Genomic DNA, 18,866 nt, shown 5'->3' with positions numbered 1-18,866 from the left:
GCCCCGGCCCGGCCCGCGGCTGCTCAGACCCCGCCCGGCAGCGGGCCGCCGGGTATGTGCCGCCGATGGCCGGGGCCGCGGCGGGCGGCGGCCCGCGCCGCACGGCGGGCACGGCGGCGCTCCCGCCGCAGGCCGCGCGCCGCGCTGCTCGGGCTGGACACCACTCCGTTGCGCTGGTTCCACACCTGGCGGGTGACCCACACGTCGAGCACCGCCCAGCTCGCCACGACACTGGTCAGCACCGTGGCCAGCGTCACCGGCGCGCTCAGCCAGGAGTCGCCGGCGGCCAGCAGCACACTGGCCAGCGCCTCGGTGAGCGCGACCGCACTGATCAGCACCGCCCGCACCGCGGCCGCCCGCACCGGATCGGGCATCCGCCGCGCGCCCACGGGCTGTTCCTCCCACATCGACCGGTGTTCGAACTCCATAGAAGGTGCTTGCCCCGAAACGTCCGTACGCATTCCGCCCGATCCATCACTCGAAAAGGTGGCACTTTCCAGCCAGACCCGGGTGACCCTCCGGACTCACTTTCGAGTTGCCAGTGGTGCAGTAGTAGGCTCACGCCGTTTGCACGCCACAGACCGATCCCCGTTCCGGGGTGAGACGTTGGGGAGGCCATGCGCTTTCGCGGTACGACGATCCGCCGGAAGATCGTGGCGCTGCTGCTGATCCCGCTGGTGTCCCTCACCGCCATCTGGGTCTTTGCGGCGACGATCACCAGCCGCGCGGTGTTCGGACGGCCTGATCCCCAGCGAATAGCGAACAAGGTGCTCTATCCGCTCCAGAACGCGCTGGGCAGCCTCCAGCAGGAGCGGAAGGCGGCACTGCTGTACATCGCCAACACCCGGGACTCGCAGGCGCGGACCGCCTTCGAGAAGCAGGGCCAGGTGACGGATTCGGCCATTGCCGAGATGCGCACCGACATCTCCGGCAGCGGTGTGACCAAGGACATCAACTCCCAGGCCCGCGCCCACCTCGACGCGTTCTTCTCCGGCATCGACGGCCTGACCGGACTGCGCCAGCGGGTGGACAACCAGCACATCTCCCGCGAGGACACCTACGCCGGCTACAACACCTTCGAAGCACCGGCGTTCGCGTTCTGCGACAGCCTCTACCTGATCGACAACACGAACATCGAGCCGCAGCGCACCGCCGGTATCGGCGTCATCAGGGCCGAGGAGCAGATCTCCCGCGAGGACGCCCTGATGGGCGCCGCGATCAGCACCGGCCACATGAGCCGCGACGAGCTGACCGCGTTCACCTCCGCCGTCGCCGTGGAACGCGGCTACTACGACGACAACGTACCGGTCCTGGCGAAGGCGGACCGCGCCCGGTTCGAGGCGTTCTGGCAGAGCACCGCGGGAAAGCAACTGCGCGCCGCGCAGGACGCGGTGTCGGCCGCCACCCCGACCGACGCGCCGATCGTCGCCGCGCACCAGTCCTGGCCGACGGTCGCCGGTACCGCCATCACCGACGTCAACAAGCTCGATGAGCAGGTCGTCGTCGACTTCACCGACAGCGCGGCCCCGGTGCCCACCACCCTCGTCGTGGAAGCCTCGCTGGCCGGCGGGCTCGGCCTGATCGCGGTGGTCGCCTCGCTGATCGTGTCCGTACGGATCGGCCGCGGCCTGATCCGCGACCTGACCGGGCTGCGCCGCGAGGCGCAGGAGCTGTCCGGCACCCGGCTGCCGCGCGTCATGCGCCGCCTCGCCTCCGGCGAGCAGGTCGACATCGAGACCGAGGTGCCGCGGCTGGAGTACTCCGACGACGAGATCGGCCAGGTCGGCCGCGCGCTCAACGTCCTCCAGCGGGCCGCGGTCGAGGCGGCCGTACGCCAGGCCGACCTGCGCAAGGGCGTCTCCGACGTGTTCGTCAACCTCGCCCGGCGCAGCCAGGTGCTGCTGCACCGCCAGCTCACCCTGCTCGACGCGATGGAGCGCCGCACCGAGCAACCCGAGGAACTCGCCGACCTGTTCCGGCTGGACCACATGACCACCCGTATGCGGCGGCACGCCGAGGGCCTGGTCATCCTCTCCGGCGCGTCCCCCTCCCGGCAGTGGCGCAACCCGGTGCAGCTGATGGACGTGGTGCGCGCCGCCGTCGCCGAGGTCGAGGACTACGAGCGGATCGAGGTGCGCCGGCTGCCGCGGCTGGCCGTGGCCGGGGCCGCCGTAGCCGACCTCACCCACCTGCTCGCCGAACTCATCGAGAACGCCGCGGTGTTCTCGCCCCCGCACACCCAGGTCCGGCTGCACGGCGAGCCGGTGGCCAACGGCTTCGTCATCGAGATCGACGACCGCGGCCTGGGCCTGACCCCGGACGCGCTGCTCGAGGCGAACCTGCGGCTGGCCGAGACCCCGGAGTTCGAGCTGTCCGACACCGACCGGCTCGGCCTGTTCGTGGTCAGCCGGCTCGCCCAGCGGCACAGCGTCCGCGTCTCGCTGCGCCAGTCCCCGTACGGCGGCACCACCGCGGTGGTGCTGGTGCCCTCGGCGCTGCTCACCGAGACCGGCGACGCCGACACCGGTGCGACCCGGCTGGACGCCGCCGCCGACGAGATGGCGGGCGCGGGCGCGGAGCAGCCGTACCCCGGCGACACCGAGCACACCTTCCGGCAGTGGGGGATGGACGGCGCGGGCGGCGAGCCGCACAAGGAGCACGCCGTCCACGCCGAGGAACCGCCCGCGCCGCGCCCGGCCGCCGAGCCCGCCGGCCAGACGCCGTTCGGCCTGCCGCGCCGCCGCAAGCGCACCGCGCCGGTGCTGGTCACCGACCACGGCCGCGCGGTCGGCGACCCGCAGCAGCCTGCCCGCGACACGCCCGAACCGCCCGCCGACCAGGGCGGGCACGACCGGGGCGGGCCCGACCAGGTCGAGAACACCCAGTGGCCCTGGGGCACGGGGGCACCGGCCCCGCGCGACCCGGGGCCGCCGGTGCAGGCCGTCCCGCACGACGGCGACGGCGCAGGGCCGCTGCCGACCCGCCGCGGCGGCGCCCGTCACCCCGGCCCGGCGCCGTCCCCGCAGAGCCCCGAACCGGCGGCACCGGCGGCACCCACCGCACCCGCGGCACCCGGCGCCGTACCCGGTGTCCCCTCCGGCAGCACCGTTCTCCCGCGCCGGGTCCGCCAGGCGAACCTGGCCCCGCAACTGCGGGCCGACACCACGCAGTCCGTCCGCCGGGCCGAGGAGGGCGCCGCCCGTGAGCGGACCGCCGAGGAGGTGCGCGACCGGATGGCGTCGCTCCAGCGCGGCTGGCAGCGCGGCCGTTCGGTCGACGCCGACCCCGAGCCGACGCCCCCGGCCGGCGACGACGACCCATCGACATCCGCGACACGAACCACACGAACGACACCTGAGGAGTACGGCCGATGACGGCACCATCCAGCGCGACACGCGAGCTGAGCTGGCTCCTTGACGATCTGGTCGCCCGTGTGGCCAGCATCCGCAAGGCGCTGGTGCTCTCCGGGGACGGTCTGTCCATCGGCGCGTCCGACGGGCTGACCCGCGAGGACTCCGAGCATCTGGCCGCCGTCGCCTCCGGTTTCCACAGCCTGGCCAAGGGCGTCGGGCGGCACTTCGACGCCGGCCGGGTCCGGCAGACCATCGTGGAACTCGACGACGCGTTCCTCTTCGTCACCGCGGCCGGCGACGGCAGTTGCCTCGCGGTCCTCAGCGACGCGGAGTCCGATGTCGGGCAGGTCGCCTACGAGATGGCCCTGCTGGTCAAGCGGGTCGGGGTCCATCTGGGCAGCGCGCCGCGGCACGGCGGCGGCGCGGCGCTCAGCGGCTGACCGCGATGTGTTGAATCTACGGGGGTGGACAGGTCATGACTTCTGAGCCCGGGACTTCTGACGCGTCGGCGGAGCGGTGGTTCGACGCCGCCGCCGGACCGGTGGTGCGGCCCTACGCGATGACGCGGGGCCGTACCAGCCATACCGCGAAGGCCAGGATCGACCTGATCGCCCTGGTGATCACCGGACAGGCGCCGGAGGACGGCCTCACCGCGTTCGACGACCACACCCTGTCGCCCGAACACCTCGACATCATCGAGCGCTGCCAGTACCAGGCCATCTCGGTGGCCGAACTGGCGGCAGACCTGGACCTGCCGGTCGGCGTGGTCCGGGTGCTCGTCGGTGACCTGGTGGAAGCCTCGCATGTGCACCTCCACCAGCCGGTGCCGCCGGCCGAGTTGCCCGACGTGAGCATCCTGCGGGACGTGATCGACGGCCTGCGCGCGTTGTAGGGGCGGGCCGGGCCCGCGCCCCTGCTTGAATCCTGAGTTCTGAGTTCCGAGTTGTGAGTACGCCAGCCGCGGGCACCGCCGCCCGCCCCGGTAGGGAGTAGAGAAGACACCATGGCCCTGCGCACCGAACGCCGTCCCGAGCAGCCGGCCAAAGAGCCGGTGGCGCTCAAGCTGCTGGTGGCCGGCGGCTTCGGCGCGGGCAAGACCACGCTGGTCGGCGCGGTCAGCGAGATCCGCCCGCTGCGCACCGAGGAGTCGCTGAGCGAGGCCGGCCGCCCGGTCGACGACACCGCCGGCGTCGAGGGCAAGCACACCACCACGGTCGCCATGGACTTCGGCCGGATCACGCTGCGCGAGAACCTGGTGCTGTACCTGTTCGGCACGCCCGGGCAGGACCGTTTCTGGTTCCTGTGGGACGAGTTGGCGCAGGGCGCGCTCGGTGCGGTGGTGCTCGCCGACACCCGCCGCCTCGCGGACTGCTTCGCCGCGATCGACTACTTCGAGCAGCGCGGCATCCCGTTCGCGGTCGCCGTCAACTGCTTCGACGGCGCCGAACTGCACGAGCCGCAGACCGTCCGCGAGGCGCTCGACATCGACCAGGGCGTGCCGGTGGTGCTGTGCGACGCGCGGGAGCGCGACTCGGCGAAGAAGGTGCTCATCAGTGTGGTGGAGCACGCGGCGAACATGGCGGCGCGCCAGGGCGCGGTGTAGCCGCCGACCGTCAACCCCTCTCCGTACCAGGGCACCTGACAGGCCGTCAGCCGGATTCCGGCTGGCGGCCTGTCACGTGTGCGCGGCGTCTTCCGCCTCGTCGGCCGCACCCGGACGGCCGTTCTCCGCGAGCCACTTCGCCGCGATCTCGCCGAGTTCCGCGTCCCGCCCCGCGAGCATCGTCACGATCATCCGCACGTCGCCGCGCAGCGACCACGCGGGGTGCCCGAACGTCGCCGGGTTGTTCCCCTCGATGAGGAAGTGCGCCGGCCAGGCGGTCCCGTAGCCGATGGCCGGCAGCGCCGCGGCGTACCGCAGCCGCCCGCGGGCCAGGCCGTATCCGGTGACGGCCAGCCCGGTGAGGCTGCCCGCGAGGTGCACCCAGCGGGTCGCCGCCTTGGAGTGCATCGCCACGTAGTAGGGCCAGAACTCCTCGAAGGAGCCGTAGGTCTGCTTCGTCATCACCGCACCGTAGCGCCGGGCCTGGACCGTGTCAGGAGGTCGTGCTATGTTCTTCTCATATCGAGAAACACTCATAGTGAGAACAACTCGGAGCGGGTCCGGCCGCCATGGCGCGCCCGGCGAGCGGAGGAGGGGCCGGCGTGGACGCGGCACAGTACGGGCACGGCGGCGAACGGGAGCGCCGTGAGCGGGACTTCCTCGCCGGGTACGACCCGCGCGCGTTCGACCCGATCGCGGTGACCGTCGACGTGGTCGTGCTGACCCTGCGCGAGGGGCGGTTGCACGTCCTCGCGATCGAGCGGGGCGGCCCGCCGTTCGCCGGGGCCTGGGCGCTGCCCGGCGGCTTCGTCCGGGCCGGCAAGGAGTCTCTCGACGCCGCGGCCGCGCGCGAACTCGCCGAGGAGACCGGGCTGGACGCCTTCACCCTCGGCCGGGTCCACCTCGAACAGCTCGGGTCGTACGGCCACCCGGACCGCGACCCGCGCATGCACGTCGTGTCGATCGCCTACCTCGCCTTCGCGCCCGGGCTGCCCGACGCGCGGGCCGGCGGCGACGCGGCGGGCGCCGCCTGGCTGCCGGTGGCGGCGGTCGGCGCGGCCGGTGCGGTCGCTGCGGCCGGGCAACCGGAGGCGCCGGCCCGGCGTCCCCACGAGCAGGGCCGGCCGGCCGGAACCCACGGGGGTGGTACCGGCCGCCGGCCCCCGCCCACCGCACCCGGTGAGGCGGTCCTCGCCTTCGACCACGCCGACATCCTCGCCGACGCCCTCGAACGGGCCCGCGGCAAGATCGAGTACACCCCCCTGGCGACCGCGTTCCTCGCCGAGACCTTCACCATCAGCGAACTGCGCGCGGTCTACGAGACGGTGTGGGGCGCGCCGCTGCACGCGGGGAACTTCCACCGCAAGGTGCTGTCCGTGCCCGGGTTCGTGGAGTCCACCGGGCAGACCGACACCCGCCCCGGCAGCCGCGGCGGCCCCCGGGCGCGCCTCTACCGGGCCGGCGACGCCAAGCTGCTCCACCCGGCGCTGCTGCGCCCGGACCGCGAGGCGGGCATACGGTGAGCGCCGCCGACGCCCGCCCGGCCCGAAGCGGCCCCGGCCCCGGCCCCGGCCCCGTACACGACGCCGGCGCCTCGTACGGCGCCGAGTCCGCATACGGCGCCGCCCCCGCCCCCTCGTACGGTTCTGGCGGTCGCCCGGAACCCCGCACCTTCGACGAGGCCCTGGCCGTACTCGACGGCGCCGGCCCCGCCTTCCCCGCCGACCCCGCCCGCGCCGCGGCCCACTACCGCCGGCTGGCCCGCCTGCTGCACCCGGACACCGCCCCGCCCGGCCGCACCGCGCGGGCCACCGCCGCCTTCGCCCGGCTCACCGCGGCCTGGCACCACCACGACCGGCCGGTCCTCACCGGCGCCCGCCACCGCTACCTCCTCGGCCCGCACCTGGCCGCCGGCGACCTGTGCGACCTGCGCACCGCGCGCTACGACCACGACGGGCGCCGCGGCAGCGCCGTCCTGAAGATCCCGCGGAAACCGCGCGACAACGACCTCACCGAACACGAGGCCGACGTCCTGACCCGCCTGGACACCGTTGCCGAACCCCGGCACCGCGCCTACGCGCCCACCCTCCTGGAGAGCTTCCGGCACCGCGCCGACGACGGCACCGAACTCAGGGTCAACGCCCTCGCGCCACTCGTCGGCTTCCACAGCCTCGCCGCCGTCGCCGCCGCCCACCCCGGCGGGCTCGACCCCCTCGACGCCGCCTGGATGTGGCGCCGCCTGCTCACCGCCCTGGGCTGGGCGCACCGGGCCGGGCTGGTGCACGGCGCGGTCTTCCCCGAACACGTCCTCATCCACCCCGAGTTGCACGGCCTGGTGCTCGTCGACTGGTGCTACGCCACCGCCGTCGGCACCGACGTGCCGGTCCTCATCCACCGCCACGCCGCCGCCTACCCGCCCGAGGCGAGGCAGCACGAACCCGCCTCGGCGGCCACCGACATCCACCTCGCCTCGCTCTGCGTCCGCGACCTGATCGGCCCGCGCGCCCCCGGCCCGATGCGCGCCTTCCTGCGCGGCTGCACCCTGCCGGGGCCGAGCGCCCGCCCGCAGGACGCCTGGCGCCTGCTCGCCGAACTCGACGACCTCCTCGACCGGCTCTACGGACCGCGCACCTTCCGCCCGTTCACGATGCCGGCCGCCCGAACCGCCTGAACCGAACGCGCCCGGCCCCGAAGCCGCCCGAGCCGCCCGGCCGTTCACCACCAACGCCCTTACCTGACGCCTCGTCACCTTCACACCACCAGGGGGAACACCATGGGTAGCGGAAGCTGGTCCACCAACGTCTACGACGCCGCCGAGCGCTACCGTTCGGCCTCCGGCGCGAGCGCCTTCGCCTACAGCGACCGCGTCAAGCACAGCTCCCCGCGGTCGAGTTGGACCGCGCACCCCTCGCTCGACCCGCACGGCCTCACCACCCGCGAGAGCCGCGACTCCGCCGAGCACCCCACCTCGCTCGCCATCTCCGTCCTCTTCGACGTCACCGGCTCCATGGGCGCGGTCCCGCGGGTCCTCCAGACCAAGCTCCCCGAACTCTTCGGGCTGCTGCTGCGCAAGGGCTACACCGAGCACCCGCAGATCCTCTTCGGCGGCGTCGGCGACGCCACCTGCGACCAGGTCCCGCTCCAGCTCGGCCAGTTCGAGTCCGACAACCGCATGGACGAGCAGCTCGGCAACATCCTCCTCGAAGGCGGGGGCGGCGGCCAGATGACCGAGTCCTACGAACTCGCCCTGTACGCCATGGCCCGGCACACCTCGCTGGACTGCCACGAGAAGCGGGGCCGCCGCGGCTACCTCTTCCTCATCGGCGACGAGATGCTTTACGGCAAGGTGAAGGCCCGCGAGATCCGCGCGGTGCTCGGCGACCGCGTCCAGCGGGACATCCCGCTGCCGGAGATCCTCGCCGAACTGCGCCGCAAGTTCCACGTGTTCTACATCCTGCCGACCGGCGCCGCCCACGCGGGCAACACCGAGGTCCTCACCCTCTGGCGCCGCCTGCTGGGCCAGAACGTGATCGAGCTGGACGACCTCGACGCCGTCTGCGAGACCATCGCGCTGACCGTCGGCCTCGGCGAGGAGGCCATCGACCTCGCCGAGGGCCTGGCGGACCTCGCCGACGTCGGCTCCGCCGCCGGCCCGTCGGTGGCGCGGGCCCTGGGCAGCCTGAGCAGTCCGGGCCGCTGAGCCCGCCGGGGCCCGGCTGGAATCCCCACACACGGATGAGGAGCCCGAAGTGCACACCACCGTCGTCGACCTCGGCTACGGAGACGCCGGCAAGGGCGCGGTGGTCGCGCGCCTGTGCCAGGACCGGGCCGTCACCGCCGTCGTCCGGTTCAACGGCGGCCCGCAGGCCGCCCACAACGTGGTGACCGCCGACGGCCGCCACCACACCTTCGCCCAGTTCGGCGCCGGCACCTTCCACGGCACCCCGACCCACCTGTCCCGCTTCATGTTCGTCGACCCGCTCGCCCTGGCCGCGGAGGCCGACCACCTCCGCGCGCTGGGCGTGCCGGCGCCGTACGGCCTGCTCACCGTCGACCGCGACGCGCGGCTGGTCACGCCGTACCACGCGGCCGCCAACCGGCTGCGCGAGCAGGCCCGCGGCGCGGACCGGCACGGCTCGTGCGGCATGGGCGTGGGGGAGACCGCCGCCTACGCCCTGGCCCACCCGGCCGACGCGCCCACCGCGGGCGACTGCGCCGCGCGGCCACGGCTGCTGCGCAAACTGCGGCTGCTGCGCGACCGCCTCAGCGACGAACTCGGGCCGCTGGCCGCGCCGCCGGTCGAGGACTGCGCGGCCGCGTTCGGCGCGTTCGCCGGCGCCGTCGCCCTCACCGACCACGCGCACCTCGCCGCCCTGGCCCGCGGCGGCCCCCTGGTCCTCGAGGGCGCCCAGGGCGTGCTGCTCGACGAGTGGCACGGCTTCCACCCGTACACCACCTGGTCGACCACCACCTTCGCCAACGCCGACACGCTGCTCGCCGAGGCCGGCGCGCCCGAACCGGCCCGCCGGCTGGGCGTGGTGCGCACCTACACCGTCCGGCACGGGCCCGGCCCGCACGTCACCGAGGAGCCGGAGCTGGCCGCGGCGCTGCCCGAACCGCACAACGGGCACGGCCGCTGGCAAGGCGCCTTCCGCGTCGGGCACTTCGACGCGGTCGCGCACGCGTACGCCGTCGAGGTGTGCGGGGGAGTGGACGCGCTGGCCCTCACCCACCTCGACGCGCCCCCGCGCTGCCCCTCGCTGCGGATCTGCCACGGCTACGCGATCGAGGGGCAGTTGGTCGAACGCCTCCCCGTCGGGGCGCCCGGCGACCTCGACCGGCAGGCCGCCCTCACCCGCCTCCTGCTGGGCGCGCACCCCGCGGTGTGGTCCACTCCGGAGCACTGGCCGACGGCGGTGGGCGCGCTGCTGGGCGCCCCGGTGGTCCTCGAGTCCCACGGCCCGGCCCGGCAGGTGCTGACCGAGGCCACGGTCGGATAGGGTCCGCGCGTGCCTTCCGACCCAGCAGCCCGCGAAGTCCCCGAAGTCCCCGAAGCCCGCGGTGCCGCCGAAGCCGCCGACGTCCCCGCAGAGCCCGCCGCGGCGGCCGCGTCCGCGGGGGCCGGCACCCCGCGCCGCCGCGACGCGCACTGCTCCACCTGCGGCGCCCCCTACCCCGCCACCGCCGCCTGGCCGCGCACCTGCACCGCCTGCGGCCACACCGCCTACCGCAATCCGCTGCCCGTCGCGGTCTGCCTCCTGCCGGTCCAGGACGCCGACGGCACCGGCCTCGTCGTCATCCGCCGCACCATCCGGCCCGCGCTCGGCACCCTCGCGCTGCCCGGCGGCTTCGTCGAGGTCGGCGAGACCTGGCAGCAGGCCACCGCACGGGAGTTGGGGGAGGAGACCGGGATCACCGCCCGCGCGGACGACGTGCGGCTCGCCGACGCGCTGACCGACACCGACGGCGGCTACCTGCTGCTGTTCGGCCTGCTGCCGCCCCGCCCGCTCGCCGAACTGCCGCCCTCCGCCCCGACCGACGAGACCGAGGGCTACGAACTGCTGCGCGCACCGGCCGAGTTGGGCTTCCCGCTGCACACCCTCGCCGCCCGCCGCTGGTTCGGCGGCAACTACTGAGGCACCCCGCGCACCCGCACGGCGTAACCGACCTCGCCGCCGCCCTCCCGCTCCACCACGACCCGCTCCTGCGCCCAGCGCGACACGAACCGCTCCCGGCGCGGTGCCGCCCACCCCTCCGGGTCGCCGACAGCCACCTCACCGCCCCCGCCCCGGCCCGGCCGCGGCGCCCACGCCTCCAGCTCCACCGCCCCGCCCTCCCCGGCCACCGGCAGCACCGCACCGGCCCTGGCCAGCACCGGAACCCGGCCCAGCGGCGCCGCCAGCCGCACCGTCGAACGCCCCCGGTACGCCGCCCCCGTGGCCGTGTCGTGCCACAGCCCGCGCGGCAGCCGCACCAGCCGGCTCGTCGCCCCCTCCACCAGCACCGGAGCCACCAGCAGCGCGTCACCCAGCAGGAACGCGTCGTCGCACTCCCGCAGCGCCCGGTCACCCGGCGACTTCCACCACAGCGGCCGCACATACGGCGCGCCCGTACGGTGCGCGACCTGCGCCAGGGTCTCCAGGTACGGCAGCAGCCGCTCCCGCTCCCGCAGCGCCTCCCGCGCGTGCCCCAGCACCTCCGGGCCGAACCGCCACGGCTCCCGCGCCCCCGCTCCGAGCACCGAACGCGTACGGAACAGGGGCAGGTACGCGGCGAGTTGGAACCACCGCAGATACAGCTCCGGCGACGGGGTGCCGTCGAAACCGCCCACGTCGGGCCCCGAGTACGGCACCCCGCACAGCCCCATCCCCAGCACCAGCGCCAGCGACGCCCGCAGCCCCTCCCAGCCCGTCGCCACCTCGCCCGACCAGGTCCCGCCGTACCGCTGCATCCCCGCCCACCCGGACCGCGAGACGAGGAACGGCCGCGCCTCGGGCCGCAGTTCGCGCAGACCTTCGTGACCGGCCCGGGCCATCGCCAGCCCGTAGACGTTGTGCGCCTCGCGGTGGTCGCCGCCCCGGCCCTCCAGCGCGTGCCGGGCCGACAGCGGCAGCGTCCGGTCGCCGAACGCCGTGAAGGACGCCGGCTCGTTCCTGTCGTGCCAGAAACCGGCGAAGCCCTGCGCCAGGCGCTCCGCGTACAGCCCGCCCCACCACGCCCGCGCCGCCGGATCGGTGAAGTCCGGGAAGACCGCCTCACCCGGCCGCACCACCCCCCGCACCTCCTGGCCCCGCGCGTCCCGCACGAACGCCCCCGCCGCCGACCCGCTGTCGTACGCCGCCAACCCCGGCTCCGCCTTCACCGCCGGGTCCACGACCGACACCAGCCGTATCCCCTGCCCGCCCAACTCCTTCGCCAGGCCCGGCAGATCGGGGAAGGGACGCGGATCGGCGGTGCGGACCCGGTGCCCGTCGAAGTGGTCGACGTCCAGGTGCAGCGCCGACAGCGGCAACTCCCGCTCCCGGTAGCCCGCCGCGATCCGCAGCGCCTCCTCCTGGCTGCCGAAACCCCACCGCGCGTGGTGGTGGCCCAGCGCCCAGCGCGGCGGCACCGCGGGCCGCCCGGTCAGCGCCGTCCACCCCGCCAGCACCCGGGCCGGCGTCCCCGCGATCACCCAGTACCGCAGCGGCCCGCCGTCCATCCGCAGCCGGCTGATCCCCTGCTGGTCCGGGCCCGACCCGGCGCCCTCCCGCCCGTCCCACAACGCGACCTCGCCGTCCCAGGTGTTGTCGTGGAACGCCAGATGGCAGCTCGCGTCCGCGACCACCAACTGCACCGGCATCGTCACCGACAGCGGATCGTCCCCCGGCCCGAACACGCCCCTCGGGCCGGTGTTCCACAGCCGGTACCGCCCCGTCCGCAGCACCGGACCCGCCGCCCGCCCGCCCAACCCGAACACCCGCGCGTCGGCCGGCAGCCGCGCCCGCTGCTCCCAGCGCGGCGCGTGGCCCGCCACCGGCCCCGCCGCCGGGTCCTGCCACGACGGCGGCCCCTCCGACCGCAGCAACAACCCGCCCGGCGTACGGAAGTCCACCGCCCCGCGGTCCGAGATCCGCACCGTGATCCGCTCGGACACCACCCGCCACCCCGCGCCGTCCGGCTCCAGCACCGCCCGCGGGTCGGCCGGCGGGCCGTCCCCGGCCAGCGCGTACGACGGCAGCGGCTCCGCACCGTCCCACCCGCAGAACACCGCACCGCCCGCCGCCACCCGCACCCGCAACCACGCCCGCGCGAACCGCACCACCCCGCCACCCGGCTCCGGCACCGCCCCCACCACCAGCCCCGGCGTACGCGTCCGCTCCGGCCCCGGCACCGGCAGGTCCCGCGCGTCCAGCGCGCGCCGCCGCCGCGCCGCCCGTACCGCCAACCGCCCCCGCGCCGAGCCCAACATCCCCGCCGCCCGCACCAGTTCGGCGCCATCCGACCGCCCCCGCCGCAACACCGCCCGCAGGTCCCGCACCCCTCCCACGACCTCCCCCCACACCGCACCCAGCAGATACCCAGCGTCCATGCCCCCACCCTCCCACCGGCCCGGAAGACCGCGCCGCTCGTTCAGCCGCTGTTCACCTCGACGATCATGCCCGGCCCCCGGAGGCGACCGCGCACCGCGTCCCGCCACCCCACGCGCCCCACCCGCCCCGCACCCTGCGCCGTCCGGTGCGACCCGCCCCACACCCGCAAGGCCACCCTGGCGTCCAAGACGATCACGTGGCATCGTCCTGCCCAGTCCCCAGGCGACGGACGCCCGTCCCGGGTACCGACCCACCGACGCAACGACGCGTACCGTCCGGGAGCCGCCCATGACCACCACGCCCGAGCCCGCCGCCAGCACCCCGGAGCCGCTGTGGCGCCCGAGCCCCGAACGGATCGCCGGCGCCCGGCTGACCCGCTTCCACCACTGGGCCGCCCGGCAGCACACCGCCCCCGCGCCCACCGGCACCGACCCCGTCGCCGACTACGCCGCCCTGCACGCCTGGTCGGTGCGCGCACCCGAGGAGTTCTGGCGCGCGCTCACCGAATGGTTCGACGTCCGCTTCTCCACCCCCGCCGACACCGTCCTCGCCGACCCCGCGATGCCCGGCGCCCGCTGGTTCCCCGGCGCGCGGCTCAACTACGCCGAACACGCCCTGCGCCCCGCCCAGGACCCCGAGCGCGCCGAACAGCCCGCCCTCATCCACCTCGACGAACGCCACGAACCGGCCACCGTCACCTGGGCCGGACTCAGCCGCCAGGTCGCCTCGCTCGCCGCCGAACTGCGCCGCCTCGGCGTCACCCCCGGCGACCGCGTCAGCGGCTACCTGCCCAACACCGCACACGCCGTCGTCGCCCTCCTGGCCACCGCCGCCGTCGGCGGCGTATGGACCTCCTGCGCCCCCGACTTCGGCGCCCGCAGCGTCCTGGACCGCTTCCGGCAGGTCGAGCCCGTGGTGCTCTTCGCGGTCGACGGCTACCGCTACGGCGGCAAGTCCCACGACCGCACCGCCACCGTCGCCGAACTGCGCGCCGAACTCCCCACCCTGCGCGCCACCGTCCACATCCCCCTCCTGGGCACCGCCACCCCCGAAGGCGCCCTGGAATGGGACGCGCTGACCACCCAGGACGCCGAACCCGCCTACGAACAGGTCCCGTTCGACCACCCGCTGTGGGTGCTCTACTCCTCCGGCACCACCGGCCTGCCCAAGGCCATCGTCCAGTCCCAGGGCGGCATCCTGCTCGAACACCTCAAGCAGACCGGCCTCCACCTCGACCTCGGCCCCGGCGACCGCTTCTTCTGGTACACCTCCACCGGCTGGATGATGTGGAACTTCCTCGTCTCCGGCCTGCTCGCCGGCGCCGCCATCGTGCTCTACGACGGCGCCCCCGGACACCCCGACACCGCCGCACAGTGGCGCGTCGCGGAACAGACCGGCACCACCGTCTTCGGCACCTCCGCCGCCTACGTCATCGCCTGCCGCAAGGCCGAGGTGCACCCCGGCCGCGACTTCGACCTCTCGGCGGTCGGCTGCGTGGCCACCACCGGCTCCCCCCTGCCCCCCGACGGCTTCCGCTGGCTGCACGACGAGGTCGCCGCCGACCTGTGGATCGCCTCGGTCAGCGGCGGCACCGACGTGTGCAGCTGCTTCGCCGGCGGCGTCCCCACCCTGCCCGTGTACGTCGGCGAACTCCAGGCCGCCTGCCTGGGCACCGACCTCCAGGCGTGGGACGCCCAAGGACGGCCGCTGACCGACGAGGTCGGCGAACTGGTCGTCGCCAACCCGATGCCCTCGATGCCCCTCCGCTTCTGGAACGACCCCGGCGACGCCCGCTACCGCGACAGCTACTTCGCGACCTACCCCGGCGTATGGCGGCACGGCGACTGGATCACCCTCACCTCCCGCGGCACCGTCGTCATCCACGGCCGCTCCGACTCCACCCTCAACCGCCAGGGCGTCCGGATGGGCTCCTCCGACATCTACGAAGTCGTCGAACGCCTCCCCGAGATCGCCGAATCCCTCGTCATCGGCGTCGAACAGCCCGACGGGGGCTACTGGATGCCGCTGTTCGTCCGCCTCGCCCCCGGCGCCTCCCTCGACGACGCCCTGCGCGACCGCATCCGCACCGCCCTGCGCACCCAGCTCTCCCCGCGCCACGTCCCCGACGAGGTGATCGCGGTCCCCGGCGTCCCGCACACCCTCACCGGCAAACGCATCGAGGTCCCCGTCAAACGCCTCCTCCAGGGCACCGCACTCGACAAGGCGGTCAACCCCGGCTCCGTCGACGACCTCGACGTGCTCCGGTTCTACGAGCGGCTCGCCGCGGAACGCACCGCGACCGACCCCGCGTAGCCGCCGCCGACTCCGGCACCCCGCCCGATTGTCAGTGGGTGCGACTACGGTGAGTGATCAGTGGTGGTCGAGGCGGCACAGCCCCGGCCACCACCGACCCTGCCGACACGCACCCGCACCGGGGGAAGACATGCCACCCACCGCCGACCACACCGGCCGACCCGACCAGCACCGCGCCCGCCCCGACACCCGCGCCCGCACCGGCGACCCCACCCGACCCGACCAGGCCCGCACCCCCACCCGGCCACCCCGCACCGGCCGCCGTGGCGCCCCATCCGGCCGCGGCCGGCAGCGCCGCGCCCTGCGCCGCGAAGCCCCCACCGTCGTCTCCCTGCTCCTCGACGAGCAGGACTTCACCGCCATGACCCGCCACCGAAGCTTCCCCTTCGACGACTACGGGCAGTATCTGCACCACCTCGACGGACTCCTCCGCGGCCTGCACGCCCAAGGCACCCACGTCGCCGTCACCCACTTCGACCCCGACGCCTACGACTCCTACTGCCACAGCACCCGCAGACCACCCGACACCCCCGACACCCGCACCCACTACGTCGCCGAGGCCACCACCACCGGACCCACCATCCCCTACGCCCGCCAGCCCGTCGACGACCTGCGCGCCGCACTCGCCCGCGAAGCCGACCGCCGCGCCGTCTGGCAGCGCGCCACCGACCTGCTCGCGACCGCCGGCCCCTGCCCCGACTGCGGCCGGCACTTCTCCCACTGCGCCTTCGACGACGCCTCCGACACCCTCATGAACCTCCTCGACGCCGTCGGCCCCGGCGACCAGCACGTCGTGTGCAGCCTCCCCACCGACGACGGCCCACCCCTGCCCGCCGCCCTGCTCACCCACACCGCACCAGGCGGCGAACCCCACTTCGCCGAGGCCGACGCCCTCGTCCTGTGCACCGTCATGGCCGCCGCCACCGTCACCGGCCGCACCGCAGGACTCGTCGTCCGCACCCTCACCCCCGACGGCGACACCGTCCGCGGCTGGGAACTGCGCGACGGCACCCCCGAACCCCTCACCGAAGCCGCCGTCTTCAACGCCTACTGCACCGACCCCGTCACCGGCGACCCCATCCCACCCGAACCCGGCGTCCGCTACGCCCCCGGCATCCCCCTGCCCTGAGCAGAACCGCAAACGAGGACCGGTGGCAGGCCGGCAGACCCGACCACCTGCCGACCCGCCGCCGACCGCCCCACCCCACCCCTCCACTCCGCAACTCGCCCGACTACTCGCCCGACAACACCGCCTGCGCCGCCCGCCGGGCGTCCTCCGCGCTGTCCGTCGCCCGCGCCGCCACCGCCGCCCGCTCACACTGCGCCAACGTGCACCTCGCCAACGCCGCCCGCACATACGGAATCGACGCCGCCCCCATCGAAAGGCTGGTGACCCCCAACCCCGTCAGCACACACGCCAGCAGCGGATCGGCCGCCGCCTCACCGCAGACCCCGCAGCTCTTCCCCTCCGCCCGGGCCGCCTCCGCCGCCGAAGCCACCAGGTCCAGCAGCGCGGGCTGCCACGGGTCCTGCCACCGCGCCACCGCACCCACCTGCCGGTCCGCCGCGAAGGTGTACTGCGCCAGGTCGTTCGTCCCCAGCGAAAGGAACTCCACCTCCTTCAGCACCGACCGCGCCCGCAGCGCCGCCGACGGAATCTCCACCATCGCCCCGAACTTCGCCGCCAGCCCCGCCGCCCGGCAGGCGTCCGCGAACGCCTTCGCGTCCCGCCGGTCCGCGACCATCGGCGCCATGACCTCCAGGTGCACCGGCAGCCCCTCCGCCGCACGCGCCAGCGCCCGCAACTGCGTCGCCAGCACCTCCGGGTGCTCCAGCAGCGACCGCAGCCCCCGCACCCCCAGCGCCGGATTCGGCTCGTCCGCGGGCGTCAGGAACTCCAGCGGCTTGTCGGCACCGGCATCCAGCACCCGCACCACCACCCGCCCCTCCGGAAACGCCTCCAGCACCTGCCGGTACGCCGCCACCTGCGCCTCCTCCGACGGCGCCGCCACCGAGTCGTCCAGGAACAGGAACTCCGTACGGAACAGCCCCACCCCCTCCGCCCCCGCCGCCACGGCACCGGCCACGTCCCCCGGCCCACCGACGTTCGCCAGCAACGGCACCCGGTGCCCGTCCGACGTCGTCCCCGGCCCCGACGACGCCGCCAGCGCCGCCTTCCGCTCCGCCGCCTCTGCCGCCAGCGCCTCCCGCTGCTCCTCGCCCGGCTCCACGAACACCTCGCCGGTGCTCCCGTCCACCGCCACCACCACCCCCTCGGCCAACTCCACCGCACCGGGCAGCGCCACCACCGCCGGCACCCCCAGCGCCCGCGCCAGAATCGCGCTGTGGCTGGTCGGCCCGCCCTCCTCCGTCACGAACGCCAGCACCAGCGCCGGGTCCAGCAGCGCCGTGTCCGCCGGCGCCAGATCCCGCGCCACCAGCACATACGGCTCGTCGCTGTCCGGCACCCCCGGCATCGGCACCCCCAGCAGCCGCGCCACGATCCGGTTCCGCACGTCGTCCAGGTCCGCCACCCGCCCGGCCAGATACGCCCCCGCACCCGCCAGCAGCGCCCGGTACGCGGCGAACGCGTCGTACGCGGCCCGCTCCGCCGTGCTCCCCACCGCGACCCGCCGCTCGATGTCCGCCATCAGCTCCGGGTCCTGCGCCATCATCGCCTGCGCCTCCAGCACGGCCTGGGCCTCGCCACCGGCGAGCTGCCCGCGCGCGTTGAGGTCGGCGGCGACCGCCTCCACCGCCTGCCGGGCCCGACCCTGCTCACGGGCCGCGTCGCCCGCCCTGCCCTGCTTCGCCGGCGGCTCCAGCACCGCGGTGCCCATGTGCCGTACCTGACCGATGGCCACCCCGTGGCTGACCCCGACGCCCCGCAGCGTTGTCTGCATCGCCCTACTTCCAGTCGAAGAGAGTGTCGCCCGCGGCGACCTCGCCGTCACGGACGACGCCGCCCAGCGCCCTGCCGGTGGCCTGCAACGCGATCACCGGGCACACAGGCGACTTGCCGCCCGCCTCGATCGCGGCGGGGTTCCACCGCACGACGGGCTGGCCGCGGCCGACCGTGTCGCCCTTGGCGACCAGCACCTCAAAACCCTCGCCGTTCAGCTGCACCGTGTCGATACCCAGGTGCGTCAGCACTCCATGCCCCTCGTCGTCCACCACGACGAAAGCGTGCGGGTGCAGGGACACGACGATGCCGTCCACCGGAGACACCGCCTCCGCGGGCTCGCGCACGGGGTCCACCGCTGTGCCCGGGCCGACCATCTCACCGGAGAACACGGGGTCGGGTACGGCGTCGAGCCCGATGACCCGGCCGGCCATCGGCGACGAAACAGTCGTCATGTGCAGCACTCCTCGGTGCGGAGGTCAGGGTGGACCATGACCCCCCGTCACCGGACGGCCGATGGCTACAGCAGCCTAAGTCATACCAAGTACGGATCTGGCGCCCCGTCACCCGGGGGACCGCCACCCCCGATTTGCTCCACCCGAGGCCGGTCCAGTAGGTTGGCG

At 74.8% G+C, this 18,866-nt stretch carries 16 protein-coding genes; 11 read left to right on the top strand and 5 right to left on the bottom strand.

The window, feature by feature from the left end; genetic code table 11:
• Positions 1 to 23: 23 nt before the first annotated feature.
• A complete protein-coding gene (locus WA788_RS21930; RefSeq protein WP_335979897.1) occupies positions 24 to 428 on the bottom strand; it encodes a hypothetical protein in 405 nt (134 codons plus the stop codon).
• A 189-nt stretch (positions 429 to 617) separates the two neighbouring features.
• Between WA788_RS21930 and WA788_RS21925 the strand changes: the two genes are divergently transcribed.
• The 4 genes from WA788_RS21925 (at position 618) to WA788_RS21910 (ending at position 4,956) form a co-directional block, all read left to right on the top strand.
• Entirely contained in the window at positions 618 to 3,374 is a 2,757-nt protein-coding gene (locus WA788_RS21925) for a sensor histidine kinase (protein WP_335979896.1), read from the top strand.
• Positions 3,371 to 3,793, top strand: a complete 423-nt coding sequence (locus tag WA788_RS21920) for a roadblock/LC7 domain-containing protein (RefSeq protein WP_335979893.1) — start codon at positions 3,371 to 3,373, stop codon at positions 3,791 to 3,793. Before WA788_RS21925 ends, WA788_RS21920 begins: the two co-directional genes overlap by 4 nt.
• 35 nt (positions 3,794 to 3,828) lie before the next feature.
• Positions 3,829 to 4,245 (top strand): DUF742 domain-containing protein, encoded by a 417-nt coding sequence (locus WA788_RS21915; protein ID WP_335979891.1) that lies wholly within the window; start codon positions 3,829 to 3,831, stop codon positions 4,243 to 4,245.
• 111 nt (positions 4,246 to 4,356) lie between these two features.
• The gene (locus WA788_RS21910; RefSeq protein ID WP_335979890.1) at positions 4,357 to 4,956 is read left to right on the top strand and encodes a GTP-binding protein; all 600 of its coding nucleotides are present in this window, start codon (positions 4,357 to 4,359) and stop codon (positions 4,954 to 4,956) included.
• 72 nt (positions 4,957 to 5,028) lie between these two features.
• Here WA788_RS21910 and WA788_RS21905 read toward each other — a convergent pair whose 3' ends face one another.
• On the bottom strand, positions 5,029 to 5,418 hold the full coding sequence (locus tag WA788_RS21905) for a DUF962 domain-containing protein (RefSeq protein WP_335979889.1): 390 nt from the start codon (positions 5,416 to 5,418) through the stop codon (positions 5,029 to 5,031).
• A gap of 140 nt (positions 5,419 to 5,558) precedes the next feature.
• Here WA788_RS21905 and WA788_RS21900 point away from each other — a divergent pair, with 140 nt between their 5' ends.
• The 5 genes from WA788_RS21900 to WA788_RS21880 all read left to right on the top strand — a co-directional run bounded on the left by WA788_RS21900 (position 5,559) and on the right by WA788_RS21880 (position 10,592).
• Positions 5,559 to 6,479 carry an NUDIX hydrolase gene (locus WA788_RS21900; protein ID WP_443034078.1) on the top strand — a complete coding sequence of 307 codons (921 nt, stop codon included), beginning with the start codon at positions 5,559 to 5,561 and terminating at the stop codon, positions 6,477 to 6,479.
• A complete protein-coding gene (locus WA788_RS21895; protein WP_335979887.1) occupies positions 6,476 to 7,627 on the top strand; it encodes a molecular chaperone DnaJ in 1,152 nt (383 codons plus the stop codon). The genes WA788_RS21900 and WA788_RS21895 overlap by 4 nt, the downstream gene beginning before the upstream one ends.
• Positions 7,628 to 7,729: 102 nt before the next feature.
• Complete coding sequence (locus WA788_RS21890) at positions 7,730 to 8,656, top strand: hypothetical protein (protein WP_335979885.1); 927 nt, start codon at positions 7,730 to 7,732, stop codon at positions 8,654 to 8,656.
• Between the two features lie 49 nt (positions 8,657 to 8,705).
• Entirely contained in the window at positions 8,706 to 9,956 is a 1,251-nt protein-coding gene (locus WA788_RS21885; protein ID WP_335979883.1) for an adenylosuccinate synthetase, read from the top strand.
• A gap of 9 nt (positions 9,957 to 9,965) precedes the next feature.
• Positions 9,966 to 10,592, top strand: coding sequence for an NUDIX domain-containing protein (locus WA788_RS21880; RefSeq protein ID WP_335979882.1), 627 nt, complete (start codon positions 9,966 to 9,968; stop codon positions 10,590 to 10,592).
• Here the strand turns inward: WA788_RS21880 and WA788_RS21875 are convergent.
• Entirely contained in the window at positions 10,586 to 12,907 is a 2,322-nt protein-coding gene (locus WA788_RS21875) for a glycoside hydrolase family 31 protein (protein ID WP_335980128.1), read from the bottom strand. The genes WA788_RS21880 and WA788_RS21875 overlap by 7 nt on opposite strands.
• Before the next feature lie 409 nt (positions 12,908 to 13,316).
• Here WA788_RS21875 and WA788_RS21870 point away from each other — a divergent pair, with 409 nt between their 5' ends.
• Together WA788_RS21870 and WA788_RS21865 are read left to right on the top strand one after the other, a co-directional pair.
• Positions 13,317 to 15,341 carry an acetoacetate--CoA ligase gene (locus WA788_RS21870; protein WP_335979880.1) on the top strand — a complete coding sequence of 675 codons (2,025 nt, stop codon included), beginning with the start codon at positions 13,317 to 13,319 and terminating at the stop codon, positions 15,339 to 15,341.
• A gap of 130 nt (positions 15,342 to 15,471) precedes the next feature.
• Positions 15,472 to 16,470, top strand: coding sequence for a hypothetical protein (locus WA788_RS21865; RefSeq protein WP_335979878.1), 999 nt, complete (start codon positions 15,472 to 15,474; stop codon positions 16,468 to 16,470).
• Between the two features lie 103 nt (positions 16,471 to 16,573).
• Here the strand turns inward: WA788_RS21865 and ptsP are convergent, their stop codons facing one another.
• Together ptsP and WA788_RS21855 are read right to left on the bottom strand one after the other, a co-directional pair.
• Positions 16,574 to 18,244, bottom strand: a complete 1,671-nt coding sequence (ptsP, locus tag WA788_RS21860; RefSeq protein ID WP_335979876.1) for a phosphoenolpyruvate--protein phosphotransferase — start codon at positions 18,242 to 18,244, stop codon at positions 16,574 to 16,576.
• A gap of 4 nt (positions 18,245 to 18,248) precedes the next feature.
• Positions 18,249 to 18,698, bottom strand: coding sequence for a PTS sugar transporter subunit IIA (locus WA788_RS21855; protein ID WP_335979874.1), 450 nt, complete (start codon positions 18,696 to 18,698; stop codon positions 18,249 to 18,251).
• Between the last annotated feature and the right edge of the window lie 168 nt (positions 18,699 to 18,866).

It is taken from the genome of Streptomyces sp. CA2R106 (genome assembly GCF_037034245.1).
In the GTDB taxonomy this organism is placed as follows: Bacteria; Actinomycetota; Actinomycetes; order Streptomycetales; family Streptomycetaceae; genus Actinacidiphila.
The sequence above is the reverse complement of the archived record's forward strand: the minus strand, read 5'-3'. Positions and strand labels throughout refer to the sequence as shown.

What these genes read in the sequence shown, in the direction of transcription:
- WA788_RS21930 (WP_335979897.1), bottom strand. Translation starts at nt 428, where the DNA reads ATGGAGTTCGAACACCGGTCGATGTGGGAGGAACAGCCCGTGGGCGCG.
- WA788_RS21925 (WP_335979896.1), top strand. Translation starts at nt 618, where the DNA reads ATGCGCTTTCGCGGTACGACGATCCGCCGGAAGATCGTGGCGCTGCTG.
- WA788_RS21920 (WP_335979893.1), top strand. Translation starts at nt 3,371, where the DNA reads ATGACGGCACCATCCAGCGCGACACGCGAGCTGAGCTGGCTCCTTGAC.
- WA788_RS21915 (WP_335979891.1), top strand. Translation starts at nt 3,829, where the DNA reads ATGACTTCTGAGCCCGGGACTTCTGACGCGTCGGCGGAGCGGTGGTTC.
- WA788_RS21910 (WP_335979890.1), top strand. Translation starts at nt 4,357, where the DNA reads ATGGCCCTGCGCACCGAACGCCGTCCCGAGCAGCCGGCCAAAGAGCCG.
- WA788_RS21905 (WP_335979889.1), bottom strand. Translation starts at nt 5,418, where the DNA reads ATGACGAAGCAGACCTACGGCTCCTTCGAGGAGTTCTGGCCCTACTAC.
- WA788_RS21890 (WP_335979885.1), top strand. Translation starts at nt 7,730, where the DNA reads ATGGGTAGCGGAAGCTGGTCCACCAACGTCTACGACGCCGCCGAGCGC.
- WA788_RS21875 (WP_335980128.1), bottom strand. Translation starts at nt 12,907, where the DNA reads ATGTTGGGCTCGGCGCGGGGGCGGTTGGCGGTACGGGCGGCGCGGCGG.
- WA788_RS21870 (WP_335979880.1), top strand. Translation starts at nt 13,317, where the DNA reads ATGACCACCACGCCCGAGCCCGCCGCCAGCACCCCGGAGCCGCTGTGG.
- WA788_RS21865 (WP_335979878.1), top strand. Translation starts at nt 15,472, where the DNA reads ATGCCACCCACCGCCGACCACACCGGCCGACCCGACCAGCACCGCGCC.
- ptsP (WP_335979876.1), bottom strand. Translation starts at nt 18,244, where the DNA reads ATGCAGACAACGCTGCGGGGCGTCGGGGTCAGCCACGGGGTGGCCATC.
- WA788_RS21855 (WP_335979874.1), bottom strand. Translation starts at nt 18,698, where the DNA reads ATGACGACTGTTTCGTCGCCGATGGCCGGCCGGGTCATCGGGCTCGAC.